The 19,768-nt window shown below is 67.1% G+C and carries 22 protein-coding genes; 13 read left to right on the top strand and 9 right to left on the bottom strand.

Going from position 1 to position 19,768, the window contains the following annotated elements:
- Window positions 1-21: 21 nt before the first annotated feature.
- The 8 genes from VL973_RS11580 to VL973_RS11545 form a co-directional block, all read right to left on the bottom strand.
- Window positions 22-750 (bottom strand): sigma-70 family RNA polymerase sigma factor, encoded by a 729-nt coding sequence (locus VL973_RS11580; protein WP_325284171.1) that lies wholly within the window; start codon window positions 748-750, stop codon window positions 22-24.
- Complete coding sequence (gene flhA, locus VL973_RS11575; protein ID WP_325284170.1) at window positions 747-2,831, bottom strand: flagellar biosynthesis protein FlhA; 2,085 nt, start codon at window positions 2,829-2,831, stop codon at window positions 747-749. Before flhA ends, VL973_RS11580 begins: the two co-directional genes overlap by 4 nt.
- A complete protein-coding gene (locus VL973_RS11570) occupies window positions 2,831-3,712 on the bottom strand; it encodes a lytic transglycosylase domain-containing protein (protein WP_325284169.1) in 882 nt (293 codons plus the stop codon). Before VL973_RS11570 ends, flhA begins: the two co-directional genes overlap by 1 nt.
- 79 nt (window positions 3,713-3,791) lie before the next feature.
- A complete protein-coding gene (locus tag VL973_RS11565; protein WP_325284168.1) occupies window positions 3,792-4,097 on the bottom strand; it encodes a flagellar protein FlgN in 306 nt (101 codons plus the stop codon).
- Window positions 4,084-4,380: a flagellar biosynthesis anti-sigma factor FlgM gene (flgM, locus tag VL973_RS11560; RefSeq protein ID WP_325284167.1), complete on the bottom strand. Its 297-nt coding sequence runs from the start codon at window positions 4,378-4,380 to the stop codon at window positions 4,084-4,086. The genes VL973_RS11565 and flgM overlap by 14 nt, the downstream gene beginning before the upstream one ends.
- A gap of 99 nt (window positions 4,381-4,479) precedes the next feature.
- The gene (locus tag VL973_RS11555) at window positions 4,480-5,001 is read right to left on the bottom strand and encodes a flagella basal body P-ring formation protein FlgA (RefSeq protein ID WP_325284166.1); all 522 of its coding nucleotides are present in this window, start codon (window positions 4,999-5,001) and stop codon (window positions 4,480-4,482) included.
- Window positions 4,998-5,558 (bottom strand): flagellar motor protein MotB, encoded by a 561-nt coding sequence (locus VL973_RS11550; RefSeq protein WP_325284165.1) that lies wholly within the window; start codon window positions 5,556-5,558, stop codon window positions 4,998-5,000. The genes VL973_RS11555 and VL973_RS11550 overlap by 4 nt, the downstream gene beginning before the upstream one ends.
- Entirely contained in the window at window positions 5,555-6,196 is a 642-nt protein-coding gene (locus VL973_RS11545) for a motility protein A (protein WP_325284164.1), read from the bottom strand. Before VL973_RS11545 ends, VL973_RS11550 begins: the two co-directional genes overlap by 4 nt.
- 182 nt (window positions 6,197-6,378) lie before the next feature.
- Here VL973_RS11545 and flgB point away from each other — a divergent pair, with 182 nt between their 5' ends.
- From flgB to VL973_RS11480, 13 genes are all read left to right on the top strand, one after another.
- The gene (flgB, locus tag VL973_RS11540) at window positions 6,379-6,732 is read left to right on the top strand and encodes a flagellar basal body rod protein FlgB (RefSeq protein ID WP_325284198.1); all 354 of its coding nucleotides are present in this window, start codon (window positions 6,379-6,381) and stop codon (window positions 6,730-6,732) included.
- Window positions 6,733-6,734: 2 nt separating this feature from the next.
- Window positions 6,735-7,148: a flagellar basal body rod protein FlgC gene (flgC, locus tag VL973_RS11535; protein ID WP_325284163.1), complete on the top strand. Its 414-nt coding sequence runs from the start codon at window positions 6,735-6,737 to the stop codon at window positions 7,146-7,148.
- 2 nt (window positions 7,149-7,150) lie between these two features.
- Complete coding sequence (locus VL973_RS11530) at window positions 7,151-7,834, top strand: flagellar hook assembly protein FlgD (protein WP_325284162.1); 684 nt, start codon at window positions 7,151-7,153, stop codon at window positions 7,832-7,834.
- Window positions 7,835-7,861: 27 nt separating this feature from the next.
- Window positions 7,862-9,130: a flagellar hook protein FlgE gene (locus VL973_RS11525; protein WP_325284161.1), complete on the top strand. Its 1,269-nt coding sequence runs from the start codon at window positions 7,862-7,864 to the stop codon at window positions 9,128-9,130.
- Between the two features lie 23 nt (window positions 9,131-9,153).
- Window positions 9,154-9,900 (top strand): flagellar basal body rod protein FlgF, encoded by a 747-nt coding sequence (locus VL973_RS11520; protein WP_325284160.1) that lies wholly within the window; start codon window positions 9,154-9,156, stop codon window positions 9,898-9,900.
- Window positions 9,901-9,912: 12 nt separating this feature from the next.
- Entirely contained in the window at window positions 9,913-10,701 is a 789-nt protein-coding gene (flgG, locus tag VL973_RS11515) for a flagellar basal-body rod protein FlgG (RefSeq protein ID WP_325284159.1), read from the top strand.
- 103 nt (window positions 10,702-10,804) lie between these two features.
- Entirely contained in the window at window positions 10,805-11,446 is a 642-nt protein-coding gene (locus tag VL973_RS11510) for a flagellar basal body L-ring protein FlgH (protein ID WP_325284197.1), read from the top strand.
- Window positions 11,447-11,460: 14 nt separating this feature from the next.
- Window positions 11,461-12,588, top strand: a complete 1,128-nt coding sequence (locus tag VL973_RS11505; RefSeq protein WP_325284158.1) for a flagellar basal body P-ring protein FlgI — start codon at window positions 11,461-11,463, stop codon at window positions 12,586-12,588.
- Window positions 12,585-12,893 (top strand): rod-binding protein, encoded by a 309-nt coding sequence (locus VL973_RS11500; protein WP_325284157.1) that lies wholly within the window; start codon window positions 12,585-12,587, stop codon window positions 12,891-12,893. Before VL973_RS11505 ends, VL973_RS11500 begins: the two co-directional genes overlap by 4 nt.
- Entirely contained in the window at window positions 12,890-14,215 is a 1,326-nt protein-coding gene (gene flgK / locus VL973_RS11495; RefSeq protein WP_325284156.1) for a flagellar hook-associated protein FlgK, read from the top strand. Before VL973_RS11500 ends, flgK begins: the two co-directional genes overlap by 4 nt.
- A 4-nt stretch (window positions 14,216-14,219) precedes the next feature.
- Window positions 14,220-15,086 (top strand): flagellin N-terminal helical domain-containing protein, encoded by an 867-nt coding sequence (locus VL973_RS11490; RefSeq protein WP_325284155.1) that lies wholly within the window; start codon window positions 14,220-14,222, stop codon window positions 15,084-15,086.
- Window positions 15,087-15,203: 117 nt separating this feature from the next.
- Window positions 15,204-16,067, top strand: coding sequence for a flagellar motor stator protein MotA (gene motA / locus VL973_RS11485; RefSeq protein WP_325284154.1), 864 nt, complete (start codon window positions 15,204-15,206; stop codon window positions 16,065-16,067).
- A 37-nt stretch (window positions 16,068-16,104) separates the two neighbouring features.
- Complete coding sequence (locus VL973_RS11480; protein ID WP_325284153.1) at window positions 16,105-17,106, top strand: flagellar motor protein MotB; 1,002 nt, start codon at window positions 16,105-16,107, stop codon at window positions 17,104-17,106.
- Here VL973_RS11480 and VL973_RS11475 read toward each other — a convergent pair.
- Window positions 17,043-19,742, bottom strand: a complete 2,700-nt coding sequence (locus VL973_RS11475; protein WP_325284152.1) for a TonB-dependent receptor — start codon at window positions 19,740-19,742, stop codon at window positions 17,043-17,045. The genes VL973_RS11480 and VL973_RS11475 overlap by 64 nt on opposite strands.
- Between the last annotated feature and the right edge of the window lie 26 nt (window positions 19,743-19,768).

Raw genomic sequence — 19,768 nt, 5'->3', positions numbered from 1 at the left:
CGGTCGGGTTCAAGAGTCCGACTAAACGCGGCCTGACAGCGCCTTTTTCAGCCGCGAATGCGCGCTCGCCTTGATCTGGCATACGCGCGCCGCGCCGACGCCCAGCACCTGGCCGATTTCCTCAAGGTTCAGTTCCTCGACATAATAGAGCTGCACCACCATCGCCTCGCGTTCGGGCAAGGCGGCGATGGCGCGGGCCAGGGCATCGCGCGTGCCCGCTTCGACCAGCGCGGCAAAGGCGTTGCCCGAATCGTCGGCGAACCATGACAGTTCGTCCGAATATACCTCGTCGATCGAATCGAAGCGCAACGCTTCAGCGGTCGCATAGTCCTGTCGCAGCTTTTCGATGCTGACGCCCAGCCGCGTGGCGACTTCTTCTTCGGTCGGCGCGCGGCCGAGTGCGCGCTGGAGCGTGGCGATACTTTCCTGATAAGCCTTGCGCCGCTTCATCGCGCCGCGTGTCAGCGTTGCCTGTCGCCGCAATTCGTCGATCATCGCACCGCGCACGCGGGTCAGCGCGAAATTGTGGAAGCTCGTCTCGCCACGATCCTCGAATCCGCGCGCGGCCTCCACCAGCGCGACCATGCCGATCTGGACGAGATCCTCGACCTCGACGATCGCGCTCATGCTGCCATGGACGTGCCAGGCAACGCGCCGGACCATCGGCAGTTCGGCGCGCACCATCGCCTCGACATCGCGCGCGGCGGGGCGCTGGGCGGGGGTATAGGTAAGGGGGGCGGCGGCGCTCACGCGGGCAGCGCCTCGGGCGCGCCGATCACGGCGACGACCTCGACCGCCTTGTCCTCGGGCACTTCGAAAAAGCTCATGACGGGCGTGTCGGGCAGGGTCGCGCGCACCAGCTTGCGTATCGCGCGGCGGATCGACGGCTGGACCACCAGCGCGAATGGCTTGGCCTCCGCCATCAAAGGCTGTGCCGCCTGTTGCAGTGCATCGACGATGCGGCGGCCCAGATCGGGTTCGATGGTGTGGCGGCGGTGCATGTCGGCGCGCATCGCCTGACCCAGCAGCGCCTCAAGCTGGCCCTCCAGCGTCATCACACGCAGCGGTTCGCGCACGCCGCACAGCTTCTGCACAATCAGCGGGCCGATTTCAGGGCGGATCGTCTCGATCAGTTCCTCGGCATCCTGCGTGCGCTGCGCGGCGACGGCGATGGCGGCGGCGATGCGGCGAAATTCCTTGAGCGGGATATTCTCGGCCAGCAACCCGCGCAGCACTTGCGTCAGCGTGGTCAGCGGCAGCGGCGCGGGGCACAGGGCGGCGACCAGCGCGGCGGCGCGTTCCTTCAATCCGTCGAGCAGCGACTGCACCTCGTCCGGGCCGAGCAGGTCGGCGGCATTCTGGATCAGCATGTGATTGAGGTGCGTGGCGATGACCGTGCCGGGGTCGACCACCAGATAGCCCATGCCCGTCGCCTGATCGGCGTCGCCCGCCGGAATCCAGGTCGCGTCGAGACCGAAGGTCGGGTCCTTCGCCGCCTTGCCGATCAGCGCGCCGACACCCTGCCCGGTGTTGAGCGCCAGCATCTCCTCCGGCGAGACCTGATCCTCGCCGACCACGACGCCGTTGACGACGATGCGATAGGTAAAGGGCGCCAGGTTGATGTCGTCGCGCACGCGCACCTGCGGCACGACAAAGCCCAGTTCCTTGGACAATTGGCGGCGCACCCCGGTGATGCGGCTCATCAGCGGGCTGCCCTTGCGGTCGTCGACCAGCGGGACCAGGCCATAACCGATGTCGAGCATCACCTGCATCCCCTCGGTCACTTCGTCCCAGCCGATCCGCGACAGGTCGGTGGGGGCGGGTGCCTCGACGGGTTCGGGCGGGGGCGGGCGGTCGGCGATCTGTTTCAGGCGCCACGCGGCATAGCCCGCAGCAGCAGCGGCGGGCAGGATGACCATCGCGGGCATCCCCGGCAGGAACGCCAGCAGGCCCAGGATCGCCGCGACCGGCGCCCAGGTGCGATGCGATGCGAACTGGCTGACGATCTGGCCCGAAAGGTCGTGGGTCGAGGCGACGCGCGTGACGATGGCGGCGGCGGCGATCGACAGCATCAGCGCCGGGATCTGCGCCACCAGCGCATCACCGATCGCCAGCAGGATATAGGCGCTGGCCGCGTCGGTCACGGTCATGCCGTGGCTGACGACGCCCAGGATCAGGCCGCCGACGATGTTGATCGCCAGGATCAACAGGCCGGCGACCGCATCGCCCTTCACGAACTTGGACGAACCGTCCATCGCGCCATAGAAATCGGCTTCGGTCGACACCTCCACGCGGCGCGCGCGGGCATCGTCGGGGGTGATGAGGCCGGCATTCAGGTCGGCGTCGATCGCCATCTGCTTGCCGGGCAGCGCATCCAGCGTGAAGCGCGCCGACACTTCGGACACGCGGCCCGCGCCCTTTGTCACGACGATCATGTTGATAATCATCAGGATCGCGAACACCAGGATGCCGACGACATAGTCGCCGCCGATCAGGAACGATCCGAACGCCTCGATCACATGGCCCGCGGCCGCTTCGCCTTCATGGCCGTGGACCAGCACCACGCGCGTCGACGCGACGTTCAGGCCCAGGCGAAACAGCGTGACGAACAACAGGACGGTGGGAAAGGACGAGAAGTCGAGCGGCTTCTGCGCGTTCAGCGCCACCATCAGCACCGCCAGGCTGAGCATGATGTTGGCGATGAAGAATATGTCGAGCAGCGGCGCCGGGATCGGCACCACCATCAGCACGACCAGCAACAGGATCGCGCCCGGCAGCGCCGCCGTGCGCGACGCGGTGCCCCAGCCGCCCCTGGCAAGCGAAGCGAACATCAGGCCCCCAGATTGGCGAGCATGAGATAGGCGAGACGCGCGGTTTCCGGCGTCGGGCGATACGGGCTGGCGCGTCCGGCCAGCGCGTCGCGCGGCTGGGCACGGACCACGTTCAGATTGGCGAGCGTGGTCTCAAGCCAGTTGGTGTCGCCATCGGCCGCGCCGTTGCCCAGGATTACGTCGACGCCGGGAATCCGGGCCGGGGCATCGGCACTGGCCAGCGCCATGCCGTCGGGCAGCGCGCGCGATGCGACTTCGGCGCCGCGATCCAGCTTGCCCGCGAACCGGTCATAGATTTCACCCAGCGAGCGGGCGCGTCCGCCATCGGCATAGAAGATACTGCGATTGGCGGCGGCGGCGGCGGGAAACATCGACGCGCCACTGCGTCCTGGAGCGGCCTGCATCGCGCCCAGAAACTGCTTTGCGCCGCCCAGGCCCAGGAAATGCGCCATGTATAGATCGGTGCCGTTCGCTTCGCGCCCCAGCATCGATTCGAGTGCGGCCTTGTTGTCGCTGGCATGTTCGGCGGCCATCAGCGAAGCGGCGCGCGGATCGCGCCGCAGGTCAAGGATCGCGCGGCGCATACCGGCATCGGGCACGTGATAGCGGCCATTCGCGCCGCGCTGGATGCTCTCCGACGCCCAGCCGAGGCCGTGTTCGGCACCATGTTCCTTCATGACGCCCAGCCAGCTCTGTTCGATGAACTGGTAGAGACCCGTGGCCGAGGACGTGCGTGCGCGGGCATTGGCGCGCATCCCGCTTTCGATCTGCGCCTGACCCAGAAGATAGGTGAAGTCGACGCCCGTGCGACGGCTCGCCTCGGCGATCGCCGAATGCGGACTTTTCGTCTGCGGAATGTCTGTCGCGGTTGCGACACGCATGTTCATTGCCGGTAAGCCCCCGTGTTCGGGGTTTCACCAGCAAAGGGCGTGCCAATCGCGGGGCGGTGGCCCCGTCAGGTCAGGCGAAGGCAGTCGCGCGATATGGGGTGACGGCCTGACCGGCAAGCGACTGCAGCCGGCGGCGGACGTTTGCCGCCATCAGGTTGACATAGATGCGCGCGGTTTCATTCAGCCGCTGCGCCTCGTGCGCTAGTGCGCGCATCTCGTCGGTCATGGGTTCGCCGTCACAGGCGGCAACCATGTCGATATGGCCCAGCTTGGCCGAGGTCGCGCGTTCCAGCGCGCGCGAGTCATTGGCCTTCAGCGCCGCGATTTCTGCGTGCAGGCACTCGATCACCTGAACAAGAGCGTCACGCCGGTTCATCGGGCTTCCAGTTCAGCTTGAAGGCAAGAAGGCGGTCAGCGATCGTCGTCGGCACGATCGGGAAGCTGCCATCGGCGACGGCCTTCCGGATACGCGCCACGCGGTCACTATCGACCGGCGGTTCGCTGGCCAGATCGCGCGCGGTCGCCATCATCGACGAAGCGGCCCCGGTTTCGACCTTGGCATCCGCAACGGTCGCGGCGCGTGCAGCGGCCTTGACCGGCGCGACGGGCGCCAGTGCGACCTTGTTGAGCTTCGAACCGATCGGGTCCACCATCGTCATCGCTTTCGTTCGCGTGTCTGACAGGGGAGGTAACGACCGGCGCGCGGCGGGGTTTAGGAAAAATTGACGGCTTGGCGAAAAAAATCGCGCCGGGCGCCGTCAGTCGGTCCAGCCCGGCAGGGTGACGCGGCCGGCGTCCACCGCAACCGCCTGAATCGGCGGCTTGCGCGGATCGACGCGCACCATCAACCGGCCGCCGCGCGGCGCGTCGCCCATCGCCACCCCGTCGCGGGTGATCGAAAAGCCAGCCGAACCCGCCGCGACCGTCACGGGATCACCGCGCTTGACGACGATTTCGGGTTTTGCCGCCGCCGCGATCGGCGCCGGGGCGGATGCCGCGATCATCGGGCGCGGGGCGGACTTTGGCGACTTGACCGGCACATAGATGCGCCACACCGGCGCCATGCAGCGCACGACGACCGCATCGCGCGCCGTTCCGCGCCATTCGAATTGCGGCATCGGACACGAGGCCAGTTTCAGCCGGGTGTCGACGCGCGTCAGCGCGCCACCATCCTCGCCGATGGCGTGGCCGGTAAATTGCTCGACTGCGGTGTCGAGCAGCGCGGTCGACTGAAAATCGGGGGCGGCGGCAATCGCCAGCAGCAAAAGGGCGGGGATCATGGGTTCGCTCCTGATTGGGCGGCAAGCGGGCGTTGCCGGGCGGCAAGTGCTTGCCGGTCGCCGGCAAAGCCGACCGAGACCAGCACATGCCGGCCATGGGTTTCGGGATCGGTGGAAAGCACGATGCGGTCGCGCCCGACGGCGCCCGCGCGCACCAGCGCCGCGGCGACCGCGCGCGCGCGATCGGCGGCCAGGATCGGAGCGCTGTCGGTCAAAGGATCGCGGTCGGCGGCGCTGCCGTCGGTCGATCCGGTGACGGTCACGACGGTGCGTGGATCGGCGGCCGCCTCGCGCGCCCAGCCGACCAGATGGTCGAACCCTGGCAGGCTCGCATCACCGGCGGCAAAATCGCGCAGGGCGGCGCGGTCGAGCGGAAACGGCGCGGGGGCGGGCGGTGCGACGTCGAACCCCTCCCGGATGGCGGCGGCCAGTTGTCGCCGATCGAGCTGGCTGGCCTGAAGCAGCACGAAGAAGCCGACCAGCAACAGGCACAGATCGGCGAGCGTGATGAGCCATAGCGGGCGCTGCTGCTCGCTGTCGAAACGCTGGTCGATCATGCCGCGATCCCGCGTGGCCGCTCGCGCCGGGCAAGGGCATGGAGCGGCGCCTCGATCCGTTCGCGCTCGAACGCCTCGTCGCGCGCCAAGCGGCGCAGGCGGCCGGCGATCGGTTGCGCGATCAGATTGCCGATGACCGCGCCGTAAAGCGTGGCGAGCAGCGCGACCGCCATGCCGGGACCGATAGCGGCAGGGTCCTGCATCGCGGTGAACATCCGCACCAGGCCGATGATCGTGCCGATCAGGCCGAATGCGGGTGCCGCCTCGGCAATGCTCGACCAGATTTCGGCGGCGGCAAGCTGTCGTTCGATCCGCATCTCGCGCGCGCGGACGACGGCCTGGCGCACGGCATCCGGCGCATCGCCATCGACGATCATCCGCACCGCCAGCGACACATCGGAATCGTCGATGACCGACTTGTCGAGCGCCATCACGCCATGCTTGCGCGCGATGCGGCCAAGCGCGGCGATCTGTTCGATCATGTCGTCCATGCGCGGCACCCGGCGTGGCAGCATGGCCAGTGCCGACAGGCCCAGCGCGATCTGGCGCACGGGAAAGCGGACGAGCGTGGCGGCCGCCACGCCGCCCAGCACGACGAGCGCGGCGATGGGATCGGCAAAGGTCGCAAGCGGGTTCATGCGCGTCGTTCACGCAAGAGCCGTGCCATTGCCGTCCGGTTGCCGCTTGCCGGGTAGGCGGCAAGCGCTTGCCGGTCGGCGGCGATATTGATGCTTTGTCGATGCCGCCATGGAAACTGGCACGCCCCTTGCTGGATCATCCGCGAATGATCGTGAGCGCCGGAAAGGAGGGCGCGGGGCATATGGCGAATGAAGGACTTTTCGGCATCCACGGCACCGCGCTGGCCGTCCGGTCGCAGCGCATGGGGCAATTGGCGTCGAACATCGCGAATGCGTCGACGCCGGGCTATCAAGCCAAGGACATTGATTTCCAGGCGGCGCTGCGCGGGGCCGAGGCGCCGGGCGGGCGCACCGACATGGCGATCGGGGCGGCCACCAAATATCGCGTGCCGACGCAGGCGTCGATCGACGGCAACACCGTCGAGCTTTCGACCGAGCAGACCGCCTTTGCCGAAAACGCCGTCGCGTATCAGACGACGCTGTCGTTCCTGAACGGCCGCATCAACACCATCACCCGCGCGCTGAAGGGCGAATGACCATGGCCGGCAGCAACCCGCTCAACATCTTCCAGGTCTCCGGCCGCGCCATGTCGGCGCAACTGGTGCGGATGAACACCACCGCGTCGAACCTGGCCAATGCCGGCGCCGTCGCCACCAGCGAGGCCGCCGCCTATCGCACGATGAAGCCGGTGTTCCGCACGCATTTCGACGCGGCGAGCAACATGGCGACGGTCGATGTCGAAAAGGTGATGAGCGCGGGCGAAGCGCCCACCAAGCGCCACGACCCCGGCAATCCGCTGGCCGATGCCGATGGCAATGTCTGGGAAGCGGCGGTCGATGAAACGCGCGAACTGGTCGACATGATGGAAGCCGCGCGCACCTACCAGAACAATGTCGAGGTGATGCAGACGGCCAAGTCGCTGATAACCGAAACCCTCCGGCTGGGACGCTGACCATGACCACGAGCTTTGACAGCACGCTGTCCAGCCTGAACATCAATCGTTCGAACGCGACGACGACCGAAACGGTCACGCGCACGCAGAACCAGACGATGGACCAGTCCGATTTCCTTGAGCTGATGACGGCCCAGCTCCGGAACCAGGATCCGTTTGAACCCGTCGACAACACTCAGATGGTCGCCCAGATGGCGCAATTCTCGTCACTGGCGGGAATTACCGAAATGTCCTCGACGCTCAGCAGCATCGCCGAACGGCTGGGCGCGACGACAATGGACGACGCGATCGGCTGGGCCGGGCGCACCGTGCTGACTGAAGGGTCGGTGGCATGGCCGCGCTCGACCGGGGGGCTGGAGGGCGCGGTCGAACTCGACGGCGCGGCGACCGACGTGACCGTCACCATCAGCGATGCCAATGGCGGCGTGCTCAAGCAGATCGAACTGGGCCAGCAGCGCGCGGGCACCGCGACGTTCGACTGGGACGGCACGACCGAGGCCGGCGTCGATGCGGGCGACGGACCCTTTGCCATTTCCGTCAGTGCGCGCAGCGGCGCGGCACCCGTCACCGCGCGCAGCCTGGTCTGGGCGCCGGTTACGTCGGTGTCGGTCGTCGGCGGCCAACCCATGCTCAGCCTGCCCGGTATTGGTCAGGTCAATGCCAGCGCCGTCCGTTCGGTCGGCTGAACCCATTTCGCGAAAGGAAGCAACAAGATGTCCTTCTACACCTCGCTCAGCGGGCTTCAGGCCAGCCAGAAGGAAATGTCGACGATCAGCCACAATCTGGCGAACGTCGCGACCGACGGTTTCAAGAAGAGCCGCGTCGAATTCGGCGACGTGATCGCCTCCAGCGTCAGCACCAACCCGAACGCGCAGGTCGGCGCGGGCGTCGTGACCAAGGCGATCCGCCAGCAATTCGCCCAGGGCAACCTGATCCAGACCGGCGGCGCGCTGGACCTGGTGGTGTCGGGCGACGGCTTTTTCGCAACCAAGGGCACGGTCGATTCCGAGCAGCTCAACTATACCCGCAACGGCGGCTTCGTCGTCGATCCCGACCGTTATGTCGTCGACGGCAATGGCGGGCATCTTCAGGTTTATCCGGTCGACGGATCGGGCGCGGTGGTCGCCAGCGGCGCCGACGGCCTTATCAGCCTCCGCCTGCCCGAAACCAGCGGCACGCCGGTGCCCACCAGCGCCGTCGGCCTCGACGTGACGCTGAACGCCAGCGCCGCGCTGCCGACGGCGACGTTCGACCGTTTCGACGCCAGCAGCTACAACAGCTCGACCCAGACGACGATCTATGACGCCACGGGCAATCCGGTGACGATGACCAGCTATTTCGTGCGGACCCAGGCGCCCACCGTCGCCGATCCGACCAGCCAGTGGCAGGTCCATACCTATGTCGGCGATACCGCGCTGATGGCCGATCCGGCCGCACCCGCGCCGATCACGCTGACGTTCGATGCCAACGGCCTGATGACCGCGCCGACCGCGCCGACGCAGTTCGCGCCCTTCACGCCCGCCGGGTCGACCGCCGAGCTGGCGGTGGCGATGGATTTCACCGGCTCGGCCCAGATGGCGTCGCCCTTTGCCGTCAACACGCGCAACCAGAATGGTTCGGCCGTCGGCCGGCTCGAATCGGTCGCCGTCGATGAACAGGGCATGGTCCAGGCGACCTTCTCCAACGGCGACACCCAGGCGCTGGGCAAGGTGGCGCTCGCCAACTTCTCGAACCCCACGGGCCTGCGCCAGCTTGGCAACAGCTATTGGGCGGCGACCGGCGTGTCGGGCCAGCCGATGCTGGGCGAGGCGGGCCGGGACGGCTTCGGCGGCCTGATGAGCGGCATTGTCGAGGGATCGAATGTCGACATCACCGAAGAACTGGTCGCGCTGATCGCGGCGCAGCGCAATTTCCAGGCGAATTCCAAGGCGCTCGATACCGCCAGCCAGATTTCGCAGACCATCTTCAACATCCGCGGTTGATGAAGCCGCAGGGGGGCTGAGCGATGGACAAGCTGGTCTATACCGCATTGTCGGGGCTGAAGAGCCAGATGGCCGCGCAAGGGGTGATCGCGAACAACATCGCGAACGCCTCCACCACCGGCTATCGGCAGGACCGGGTCAGCTTCGAACGCCTGATGCTGAAGGGCGAGGGACTGGAATCGCGGTCCCCCGCGGCCGAGGAAGTCGCCGATTTCGACCGGCGGGCGGGGGCGATCGTCGCCACCGGCCGGCCGCTGGACGTGGCGATGACCACCGATTCGTGGATCGCGGTGCAGGCCCCCGACGGGACCGAGGCCTATACGCGGCGCGGCGACCTGAACGTGGCCTTGTCGGGCGTGCTCGAAAATGGCGAGGGTGTGCCGCTCCTGGGGGAAAACGGGCCGATCACGGTGCCGCCTTATGACCGGATCGCCATCGCCGAGGACGGCACCGTCACGATCAGCCCCAGGGGTGCGGAGCCGGGCACCGCGATGCAGGCCATCGGTCGCATCAAGATGGTCAGCCCCGAAGGGTCGCAGACGGTCAAGGGCCTCGACAACCTGTTGCATGTCGAAGGCGGCGGCATCCTGCCGCTCGACATGGACGCCAAGCTGGCGGCGGGATCGCTCGAACAATCGAACGTGAACCTGACACAGGCGCTGGTCGACATGATCGACAACCAGCGCGGTTACGAGGTGCAGGCCAACCTGCTCGCCGAAGCCAAGAAGATGGACGAAGAGAGCGCATCGCTGATGCGCGTCCAGGGATAAGGAGACGATCCCATGAGCAACGCCGCAATGCACATCGCCCGCACCGGCCTGGACGCACAGGACATGCGGATGCGCGTCATCTCGAACAACCTCGCCAACGTGAACACCACCGGGTTCAAGCGCGACCGGGCGAGTTTCGAGACGCTGGCCTATCAAGTCGTCACCGCCGCCGGTTCGGCCAGCACGTCGGAAACGCAATATGCGACCGGCCTGAACCTGGGCACCGGCGTGCATGTGCAGGGCACGGCGCGCATCAACACGCAAGGATCGCTGCAAACGACGGGCAACTCGCTCGACATGGCACTGGACGGCGAAGGTTTCTTCCAGATCCAGTTGCCGGGCGGTCAATTGGGCTACACCCGCGCTGGCAATTTCGCGCGCTCCCCCGAAGGACTGCTGGTCACCGGTGAGGGGTATCAGGTGATGCCCGGCATCACCATTCCCGAAGGTGCGACGGCGATCACCGTCGGCAGCGACGGCACCGTGTCGGCCACGATCCAGGGGCAGACCGACGCCGCGCAGATCGGCCAGGTACAGATCGCGACCTTTCCCAACGCCGGCGGCCTGCAGGCGACGGGCGACAACTACCTGACCGAAACCGCCGCCAGCGGTCCCGTCAATCTGGGCATCGCCGGACAGGATGGTCGCGGCCAGATTCGTCAGGGGATGCTGGAAGGGTCGAACGTCAATGTCGTCGAGGAACTGGTCGACATGATCGAGACGCAACGCGCCTATGAGGTCAATTCCAAGATGATCTCGGCCACCGATGAAATGCTGAAATATGTCAATCAGAACATCTGATCCGCACATGATCCGCCTGCCCCGTCACCGCCGCGTCTCCGCCGGCCGGCCGGGCTGGGTCGAGTTTGCCGCCGGGCTGGCGCTGGGCACGGCGGCGCTGGCAATGGCTGGGCTGGGTGCCGCGCCCGCCCACGCGCAGTTGTTCGGCGGCAAGAAGGTCCAGGAAGACTATTCCGTGACCATGCCCACACCGGTCGCCGCGCGTCCGGCCAATGGTTCGATCTTTCAGGTGAGCGAGGGCTATGCCGCGCTTTACGAGGGGCAGCGCGCACGCCGGGTCGGCGACCCGCTGACGATCGTGCTGGTCGAGCGGATGGTCGCGTCGAAATCGGCGGCCTCGAACCTCGACAGCGAGGGCGGTTTCGGCCTGACCGGCCCGTCGACGGGCGCATTGTCGCTGTTCAACCCCACCGATGCGCGCGCCGGCGGCAATCGCGGCTTTCAGGGCCAGGGCATGGCCGACCAGTCGAACGCCATGTCGGGCGAAGTCAGCGTGACCGTCGCCGCCGTCTATCCCAACGGCACGATGCTGGTGCAGGGGCAGAAGCGCGTGACGCTCAATCGCGGGGACGAGTTCGTCCAGATCAAGGGCGTCGTCCGCACGATCGATGTCGATGCGAACAACCGCGTGCCCTCGACCCGCGTGGCCGACGCCACGATCAGCTATACCGGCAAGGGCGATGTCGCGCGTGCCAGCCGCCAGGGGTGGCTCAGCCGCTTCTTCCAGGTCATCAGCCCGTTCTGATGGGAATTGCAGCCATGTTCCGTCGCCTTTTCCCCAATCGTCCCGTGCCGGTCTGGACGCTGATCGCGCTGGCGCTGGTGTCGGCCTTTGCCGCGCCCGCGCACGCGCAGCGGATCAAGGACCTGGGCACGTTCCAGGGTATCCGGTCCAACCAGCTGACCGGATACGGCATCGTCGTCGGGCTGCCCGGCACGGGCGACGACAATCTGGAATATACGGTTCAGTCGATGAAGGGCGTGACCGCGCGCTTCGGCTTTCAGTTGCCGCCGGGCATCAATCCCGCGCTCAAGAACACCGCCGTGGTGATGGTCACGGCTGAACTGCCCGCCTTTGCCAAGCCCGGTCAGCGGATCGACATCACCGTCGCGTCAATGGGCAAGGCCAAGTCGCTTCGGGGTGGTGCGCTGATCCTGACGCCGCTGCACGGCGCCGATGGACAGATCTATGCCATGGCACAGGGCAATCTGGCGGTCAGCGGCCTGGGCGCCGAGGGTGCCGATGGATCGAAGATCGTCGTCAACATCCCCTCGTCGGGCCGTATCCCAGACGGCGCCACGGTCGAACGCGCGGTCGATACCGGCTTCGATTCGGCGCCGACGCTGACGTTCAACCTGGCGCGCGCCGATTTCACCACCGCGCAGCGCGTCGCCGCCGCGATCAACGGGCGTTTCGGCATGATGAGCGCACGCGCCACCGATGCGGTTTCGGTCGCGGTGGCCGCGCCGCCGGGCGCCGATGTGCGAACCGCGATGATGAGCCAGATCGAAAACCTGACCGTCGACGCTGCCGAAGCCGCCGCGCGCGTCATCGTCAATGCCCGCACCGGCACCGTCGTCATCAACTCCGCCGTGCGAGTCAGCCCGGCAGCGGTAACACACGGTAAACTCACCGTGCGTATTGATGAGGCGCAACAGGTCGTTCAGCCCGCGCCATTCAGCCAGGGCGAGACCGCGTTGGAGCAGCGCAGCAATGTCGGTGTGGAGGAGGAAGTGAAGCCCATGTTCCTCATCGATCCCGGTCCCAAGCTGGCCGACGTGGTCAAGGCGGTGAACGCGATCGGTGCGTCGCCCGCCGACCTGGTGGCCATCCTGGAGGCGCTGAAGGAAGCCGGCGCGCTCAAGGCCGAGCTGGTGGTGCTGTGACGACATTGCCCAACCTGCCCGGTGTCAACCAGCCGACCGTGTCGATGGACACGGGCCGGCTGGCGACCCATGAGAATCTGGAAGCCGCCGGGCAGAAGTTCGAGGCGATCTTCACCAACATGATGCTGTCGTCGATGCGTAAGGCCAAGCTGAGCGACGGCTTGTTCGAATCGAACGCACTCACCCAGTTTCGCGACATGCAGGACCAGCAGCTTGCCCAGTCGATGGCGGTTCATGCGCCAATCGGCATCGGCAAGGCAATGACCGAGTTCCTGGCCAAATCGGCGGAGGGAACGATCGAATGAGCGACCTGCTCGGCATCGGGGCCAGCGGCGTGCGCGCCTATCAGGGCGCGCTGTCCACCACGTCGGACAATATCGCCAATGCCGGGACGACGGGCTATGTCCGGCGCACCCCGGTGCTGCGCGAAGTGGCGTCGGTGACGGGCGGCGGGGCGGTGACGCCCGCCGGTGTCCGGCTGGGGCTGGTCGACCGGGCGGCCGATTCGTTCCGGTCGAGCGCGGTCCGCACCAGCGGCAGCGATCTGGCGCGCAGCGAAACGGGCATGGTCTGGCTCGACCGGATCGAACAGGTGTTGGGCAACAGCGCACTGGGCGACCGGATGGCGGCGTTTTTCAACGCAGCCCAGGGCGTGGCCGCCAACCCCTCGGCCGAAGCGCCGCGCGCGGTGATGCTGGAACAGGCGAATGCGCTTGCCACGGCCTTTCGCGCGACGGGTGCGGGGCTGGCGCAGGCGGCAAGCGATATCGAGGGCGAGGCGCATAACGCCGCGGGCGACCTGTCGGCGGCGGCGCAGGCGCTGGCCAAGGTAAATGGTGCGATCGGCCGGTCGGGTGGCGCCGCATCCCCCGCGCTGCTCGACGAACGCGACCGGCTGCTCGAATCGATGTCAGCGCTGGTCGATGTGTCGGTCAGCTTCGACGCGGCGGGCCGCGCGACGGTCAAGGCGGGCGCCGCGGGCGGGCCGGTGCTGGTCGCGGGCGATCAGGCCGCGAGCGTCGGCGTATCGCGCGGCGGGCAAGGCGCGCTGCAATTCCATCTGGTGATGAGCGGCGAGGCGTCGGTCATTCCGGCGCAGGGCGGCGCGATGGCGGGCATGGTCGACGGCGCGCAGCGGGTTGCCGATGCCAAGGCGTCGCTCGATCAACTCGCGGTCGATTTTGCTGACGGCGTGAACGCGGTGCAGGCGGGCGGCCACGACCTGTCGGGCAATCCGGGCGCGCCGATGTTCGCGGGCACCGATGCCGCCAGCCTGACGCTGGCGCTGGACGATGGCGCGGGCATTGCTGCCGCAACGCCGGGTTCGGGCGCGCAGGGCAATGGCAACATGGCGATCCTTGCCGGGCTGCGCGGCAGCGGTAATTTCGAAGGACGGCTGACCGGCCTGCAAAGCGCCAATGGCGCGGCGATGGCGGCGCGCCAGACGGTGGTCGACGCTCAGGCGGCGATCCATGACGGCGCGGTGGCGGCACGCGATTCGCTGAGCGGCGTCAACCTCGACGAGGAAGCGGTCAACCTGCTTCGTTTCCAGCAGGCCTATCAGGCATCGGCCCGCGTCATTCAGGTCGCGCGCGAGACGCTCGATTCCATCTTCCAGATCCGGTGAACCTATGGACCGCATCGCGACCAGCCAATTCTATTCGCGCAGCATGACGCAGATGACGGGTCTGAACGTCACCGCCGACCGGTTGCAGACCCAGATCGCCACCGGCAAGCAACTGACCGCCGCGTCACAGGACGCCGCCGGCTGGTCCCGGCTGGCGACGCTGAAACGCGATGCGGCCGACGACGATGCGGTCAAGGGCAATATCGACCTGGCATCGGGTATCCTGGCGCAGGCCGACAGCGTGCTCGATTCGGTGACCCAGCAAGTGCAGCGCGCGCAGGAACTGGCGCTGACCGCCGCCAACGGCATGACCGGGGCGGAGGAACGCGCGATCATCGCCGACCAGATCGACGTGATAAAGGCCGACCTGGCGGCACTTGCCAACCAGACTGACGTGCGCGGCGTGGCGATGTTCGGGGGCGGGGTTCAGGCGCCCTTCGCCACCGCCGCCGATGGCAGCATCACCTATGTCGGCGGCACGGCCCCCGGCGCGATCCCCGTCGCCAATGGCGCGCAGGTGCAGGTGACAGAGGACGGCACCCGGCTGGCCGAGATGTTCACCGCGCTGGAGGCATTGTCGCTGGCGGTCCGCAACGGCGATGCGATTGCCGATGCAACGCCCGCGGTCGACGCCGCGCTGGACGGCGTGACTTCGATGCGTTCCAGCATCGGTGCGCGGGCAATGCGCCTCGACATGGAAATGGAGCGGCTGGACGAAGTGGCGCTGGGGCGTGAGGAAGCACGATCGGCGATTGAGGATACCGATGTCAGCGCCGCGATCACCGAATTGCAGAAAACGCTGACGATCCTGTCGGCCACCCAGTCCAGTTTCTCACGGCTCAGCGCGCTGAGCCTGTTCGATCAATTGTGACGATGCGTGCTCGCCGGGGGGCGGGCGGTAACCATTTCTCGACGCTTCGGCGTCACAAGGGACACCAAGGGGCAGGCGCATTCGCCTTTGCCGCAAGGACCCGGGGGCAAACGTAAGATGTTTCCTGCAATCGGCTTTGTCGTGCTTATCGCAATGGTGTTCGGCGGTTTCGCCATCACCGGCGGCGCGCTCGGCCCCGTCATGCATGCGTTGCCGCACGAGATGCTCATCATCGGCGGTGCGGCGCTGGGCGCGCTCATCATCGGCAATTCGGGTCGCGAGCTGAAGGCGATGGGCGGCGGCGTGATGAAGGTCATCAAGGGGCCGAAATACAAGAAGCAGGATTATCTGGACGTCATCTTCCTCGTCTCCAAACTGATGAAGATGCTGCGCGTCGAAGGGCCGATCGCGCTGGAGCCGCATGTCGAGGAACCGAAATCCTCGCCCATCTTCGCCGAATATCCGCGCGTTCTTGCCGATTCGGCGCTGACCGGATTGATCGCCGACACGCTGCGCCTGGTCGTCGTCTCGTCGGGCACGCTCGACGTGCACGCGGTCGAGGAAGTGATGGATAACGCCATCAAGACGCATCACCACGAAGTGCAGGGACCGCAGACCACGTTGCAGGGATTGGCCGACGCGCTGCCCGCGCTGGGCATCGTCGCGGCCGTGCTGGGTGTGGTCAAGACGATGGGATCGATCGACAAGCCGCCATCGGTGCTGGGCGGCATGATCGGATCGGCGCTGGTCGGCACGTTCCTGGGCGTGCTGCTGGCCTATGGCATCGTCGGTCCGCTCGCGACGCGGCTGCAACAGGTGATCGACGCCGACGCCGCCATTTATCACACCGTCAAGCAGATCATCATCGCATCGCTGCACGGCCATCCGCAGCCGCTGGTCATCGAAGCCGCGCGTTCGGGGATCGCACATCACAACCAGCCGGGCTTCGCCGAAGTCTTTGACGGGCTGCGGGGTCGGTGATGTCGGCGTTTAACTGCGACTGTCGGGAGCCGCGATAATGGCCGCTGCCCGCGCACCGCACGGCAACAACCAGCCCCCCAAGATCATCGTCAAGAAGATCTATATCGAGGGGCATGGCGGCCACCATGGCGGCGCCTGGAAAGTCGCCTATGCCGATTTCGTGACGGCGATGATGGCGTTTTTCCTGCTGATGTGGCTGCTGGGCGCGACGACCGAGCAGCAGCGAAAGGCGCTGGCCGATTATTTCGCGCCGACGCTGATCGAACTGAAACAGAAATCGGCCGGTTCCTATGGCCCATTCGGCGGCGCGTCGCTGACCGATGTCGACAGCTATCCCAATCGCGCGGGCCAGACGGGCACGCGCGCGCTGACCGTTCCGGCGGGGGCCGTTGGCGGCAAGCAGGTCGGCAGCGGCGAGAAGGGGTCGCTCAAGAACGCCGAGAACGTCACGCAGCAGGACAAGCGCAATTTCTCGCGGATGCGCGCCCGCCTTGAAGCGTCGATGAAGCGCGATCCCAAGCTCGCCAAACTGGCGCGGCATGTCCGGTTCGTGCCGACCCCCGACGGGTTGCGGATCGATCTGGTCGACGATGCGAATTATTCGATGTTCGACCTGGGCACGACGGCGCTGGTGCCGGAGGCGGACAAGCTGATCGGCATGATCGCCGAAAGCATCAGCGACACTGAAAACGCGATCATGATCCGCGGCCACACCGATGCGCTGGGCTATGGCAATCCGCTTCAGATGAACAACTGGATGCTGTCCAGCGGCCGCGCCGAAGCCACCAGGCGGCGGCTGGCGCGCGGGGGCGTGGCCGAAGCGCGGTTCGAACGGATCGAGGGCGTTGCCGATCGCCAGCCGATGATCGAGGATGCGCCCGGCGACCCGCGCAACCGCCGCGTGGCGATCACGCTGCTTTATCGGCAGGCGGGCTTTGGCGAATCCGAACGCGACCGGCCCGGCGCGGGGCCGCGTCAGAACAGCTTGCGAAACTCCAGCCGGAACGATCGGCCGACGGGATCTAGCAAGGCGGGCTGAAGCCCCAGCGGCGTGACGCCGTTGCCGTCGGTCACAGTGATGCGCTGATCGAGCAGATTGTCGAGGCGCAGCGACACGCGCGCCCCGCGCAGCCAGCGATTGTCGCGCACGATTGCCGGAATCTGACCCAGATTGGCAAAGGCGCGTAGGTTGATCGTCGTCAGGCTGCCGAACCGCAATTGTTCGGCGGGGTTGGCGCCATCGACGCGTGTCGGCGCCTGCCATTCGGCATTGGCGCGGATACCCAGCCCGTCTTTCGTAAGACCGCTGATAAGCCGGACTTCATGCCGGGGCTGGCCGCCGCGATTGCCGGTGGCCGAGCCGCCCAGCAGGTCGAGTTCGGGCAGGCCGTCCCGGATCAGGATCGTCTCCTTCAGCCGGACGGTGTGGAACAGGCCCAGTTGGACCCGACCGCCCCCGGCACGCGCGCCACCACCGCCGCGTCGTCCGCCACCGCGCGGTCCGCCGCCCGCCCGCGGTCCGCGGGCGCGCCCGCCGCCCCCGCCGCCAAACGCATCGCGCAGCACCGCGCGGGGGTCCTGCCCTGCTTCGCGCGCCGCCTCGACCCGGCGCTCCAACGTGCCCTTGACCGGCAGCGACAGGAAAAAGCCCCAGCGCAACTGGCGGCGCTCGCTGCGCGCAAAATTGACCGGGCGGGTGTCGATCTGGACCAGCCGGCCCGATGCGTCGCGCACGAACCGGTCGGGAAAAGCCGACTGGATCTCCGCCGTCGCCGCCGGAAAGCCCGAAATCAGACCGTCGATCCGGCTGTCGGTGTAATCGGCGCGCATGTTGAGGTCGATCGTATCGAACGGGCGCAGATTGGCGCCCAGCTTGAGCACCCGGCGGCTGTCGGCGGACAGGCCGGGGTTGCCGCCCTCGATCGAGGTCACATCGACCGTCTCGCCGCGCACATAATCGAACACGCGGACATTGGGCGTGGTCAGCACCGGATTGCCGATCTGCTGCGGCGACGGCGCGCCTTCTTCGTGCGTAACCGACGTTATCAGGCGAAGCTGGCGAAAGGGCGACCAGTTCGCGCCATAGCCATAGGTCGTCAGCGTGCCGAAGTCCGACAGTTCGTTCACCTCGGCATTGGCGTTAAGCGTCAGGTCGCCGATCGCGTCGAGCACGCCGGCACGCCGGCTGGCGATCGGCAGGTCGACATTGAACTGCCCGTTGACACGCCGCCGGGTGATATCGGTGGCGGTAATCAGGCCTGATCGGTTTGAGCGGCTGTCGAGATCCTGTGTCCCGAGACCGACCTTGCCGGTGACGCCGACATCGCCCGCCGGCAGTTTGAAAATATCGCCGTTCGCGACCGCCTCCAACTGGCCGACATTGCTGACCGAACGCGCGGTGTCGGGCGCCGCCAGCGACAGGGCGGGGAGCGTGGCAAAGGGATTGATCGATCCGGCGGCCACGCCCGCGCTATAATCGTCGAGCGTCAGGCGCCGTTCGGTATCGGTGTCGGTGGCCGAATATTCATAATTGCCGGTCAGCGTCCACCGCCAGTCGCCTTTCTCACCATTGGCGCTGAACCCGCCATTGACGCTGCGCGAGCGTGTTTCGCGCGTCAGCGCACCCAGCGCATCGGCATAGCGCAGCACGCGCGCGTCATTGGCAAAGGGGGAGAACGGGCTGTCGGCGGGCAATGTCACGTCGATATTGGGCAGGCCGACCAGCGCCTGTGTATCGTTCATTGTGAAGCCGAGCGTGGCGGTTGCGGCGACGTCGCCGAAAATGGTGCGCGACAGGACGGCATTGCCCTCCGCCCCCAGCGTGCGCGGGCGCAACGTGCGATAGCGGCCGATATCGGTCGTGCCCGGCTGGTTCGCGCCGCCAGGAAAATCGGTGAGCGTCGGTGTCGCGCCTCGGACCGGGGCGACCGTCGTGACCTGCCCGGCCAGCGCCGACAAGGCCGGATCGATCTCCCCCCCGCCGTCGACCGCCACGACATTGCCCGTCAGGTCATAGGGCAGGCCGGACGGGTTGGGCAGCAGATCGCGCTCCGCCTCGCTCAACGCGCTTTCGGCGGATACTTCCAGGTCGATGTTCAGGCGGCCTGCGCGGGTGATGCTCAGATAATTGACATCGACTTCGCCATTGGCGCTGCCGCCGGCGGTTGGGCCGCCGCCCTCCACTTCGGTCGTGATCGCCCGGAAGCGGCGGCGCAGCACGATGTTCACGACGCGCTGATTGGCGGAATAGCCGTATTTCAGCGCCACTTCCTCGGGCAGGATCTCGACACGCGAAATCGCCTCGGTCGGAATGTCGCGAATCTCGCGTGGGCCGGAAATGCGTCGCCCCTCCAGCAGCACGACGGGTTGTTCGTCGCCGCGCCCGCGCCCGCTGCTGGTCTGCGGCGACAATTCGGCGAGCAGTTCGGCAATGGTGCTGACGCCGAAGGCGCGCACATCGGCAGGGCTGAACGTCTGTTCGGGCGGCACGTCGCCCGTCACCGATCCGCGCGGCCGCTGTCCGGTGATGACGATTTCCTCTCCGCCCGCATCATCGCCCGCGGCTTCGGCCTCGTCGGCGGCGGTGTCGGCCAGGTCGGGATCGACCGCCTGTTCCTGTGCCATGGCGGGCAGGGGCGCGACGATACAGACGAGAAGGGGGAGACTGATACGCATGGCGTCCTTTGACGACGGGGAGGTCC

It is taken from the genome of Sphingomonas sp., assembly GCF_035490575.1.
Classification (GTDB): Bacteria; Pseudomonadota; Alphaproteobacteria; order Sphingomonadales; family Sphingomonadaceae; genus Sphingomonas.
This window is presented reverse-complemented; position numbering and strand designations above follow the sequence as displayed.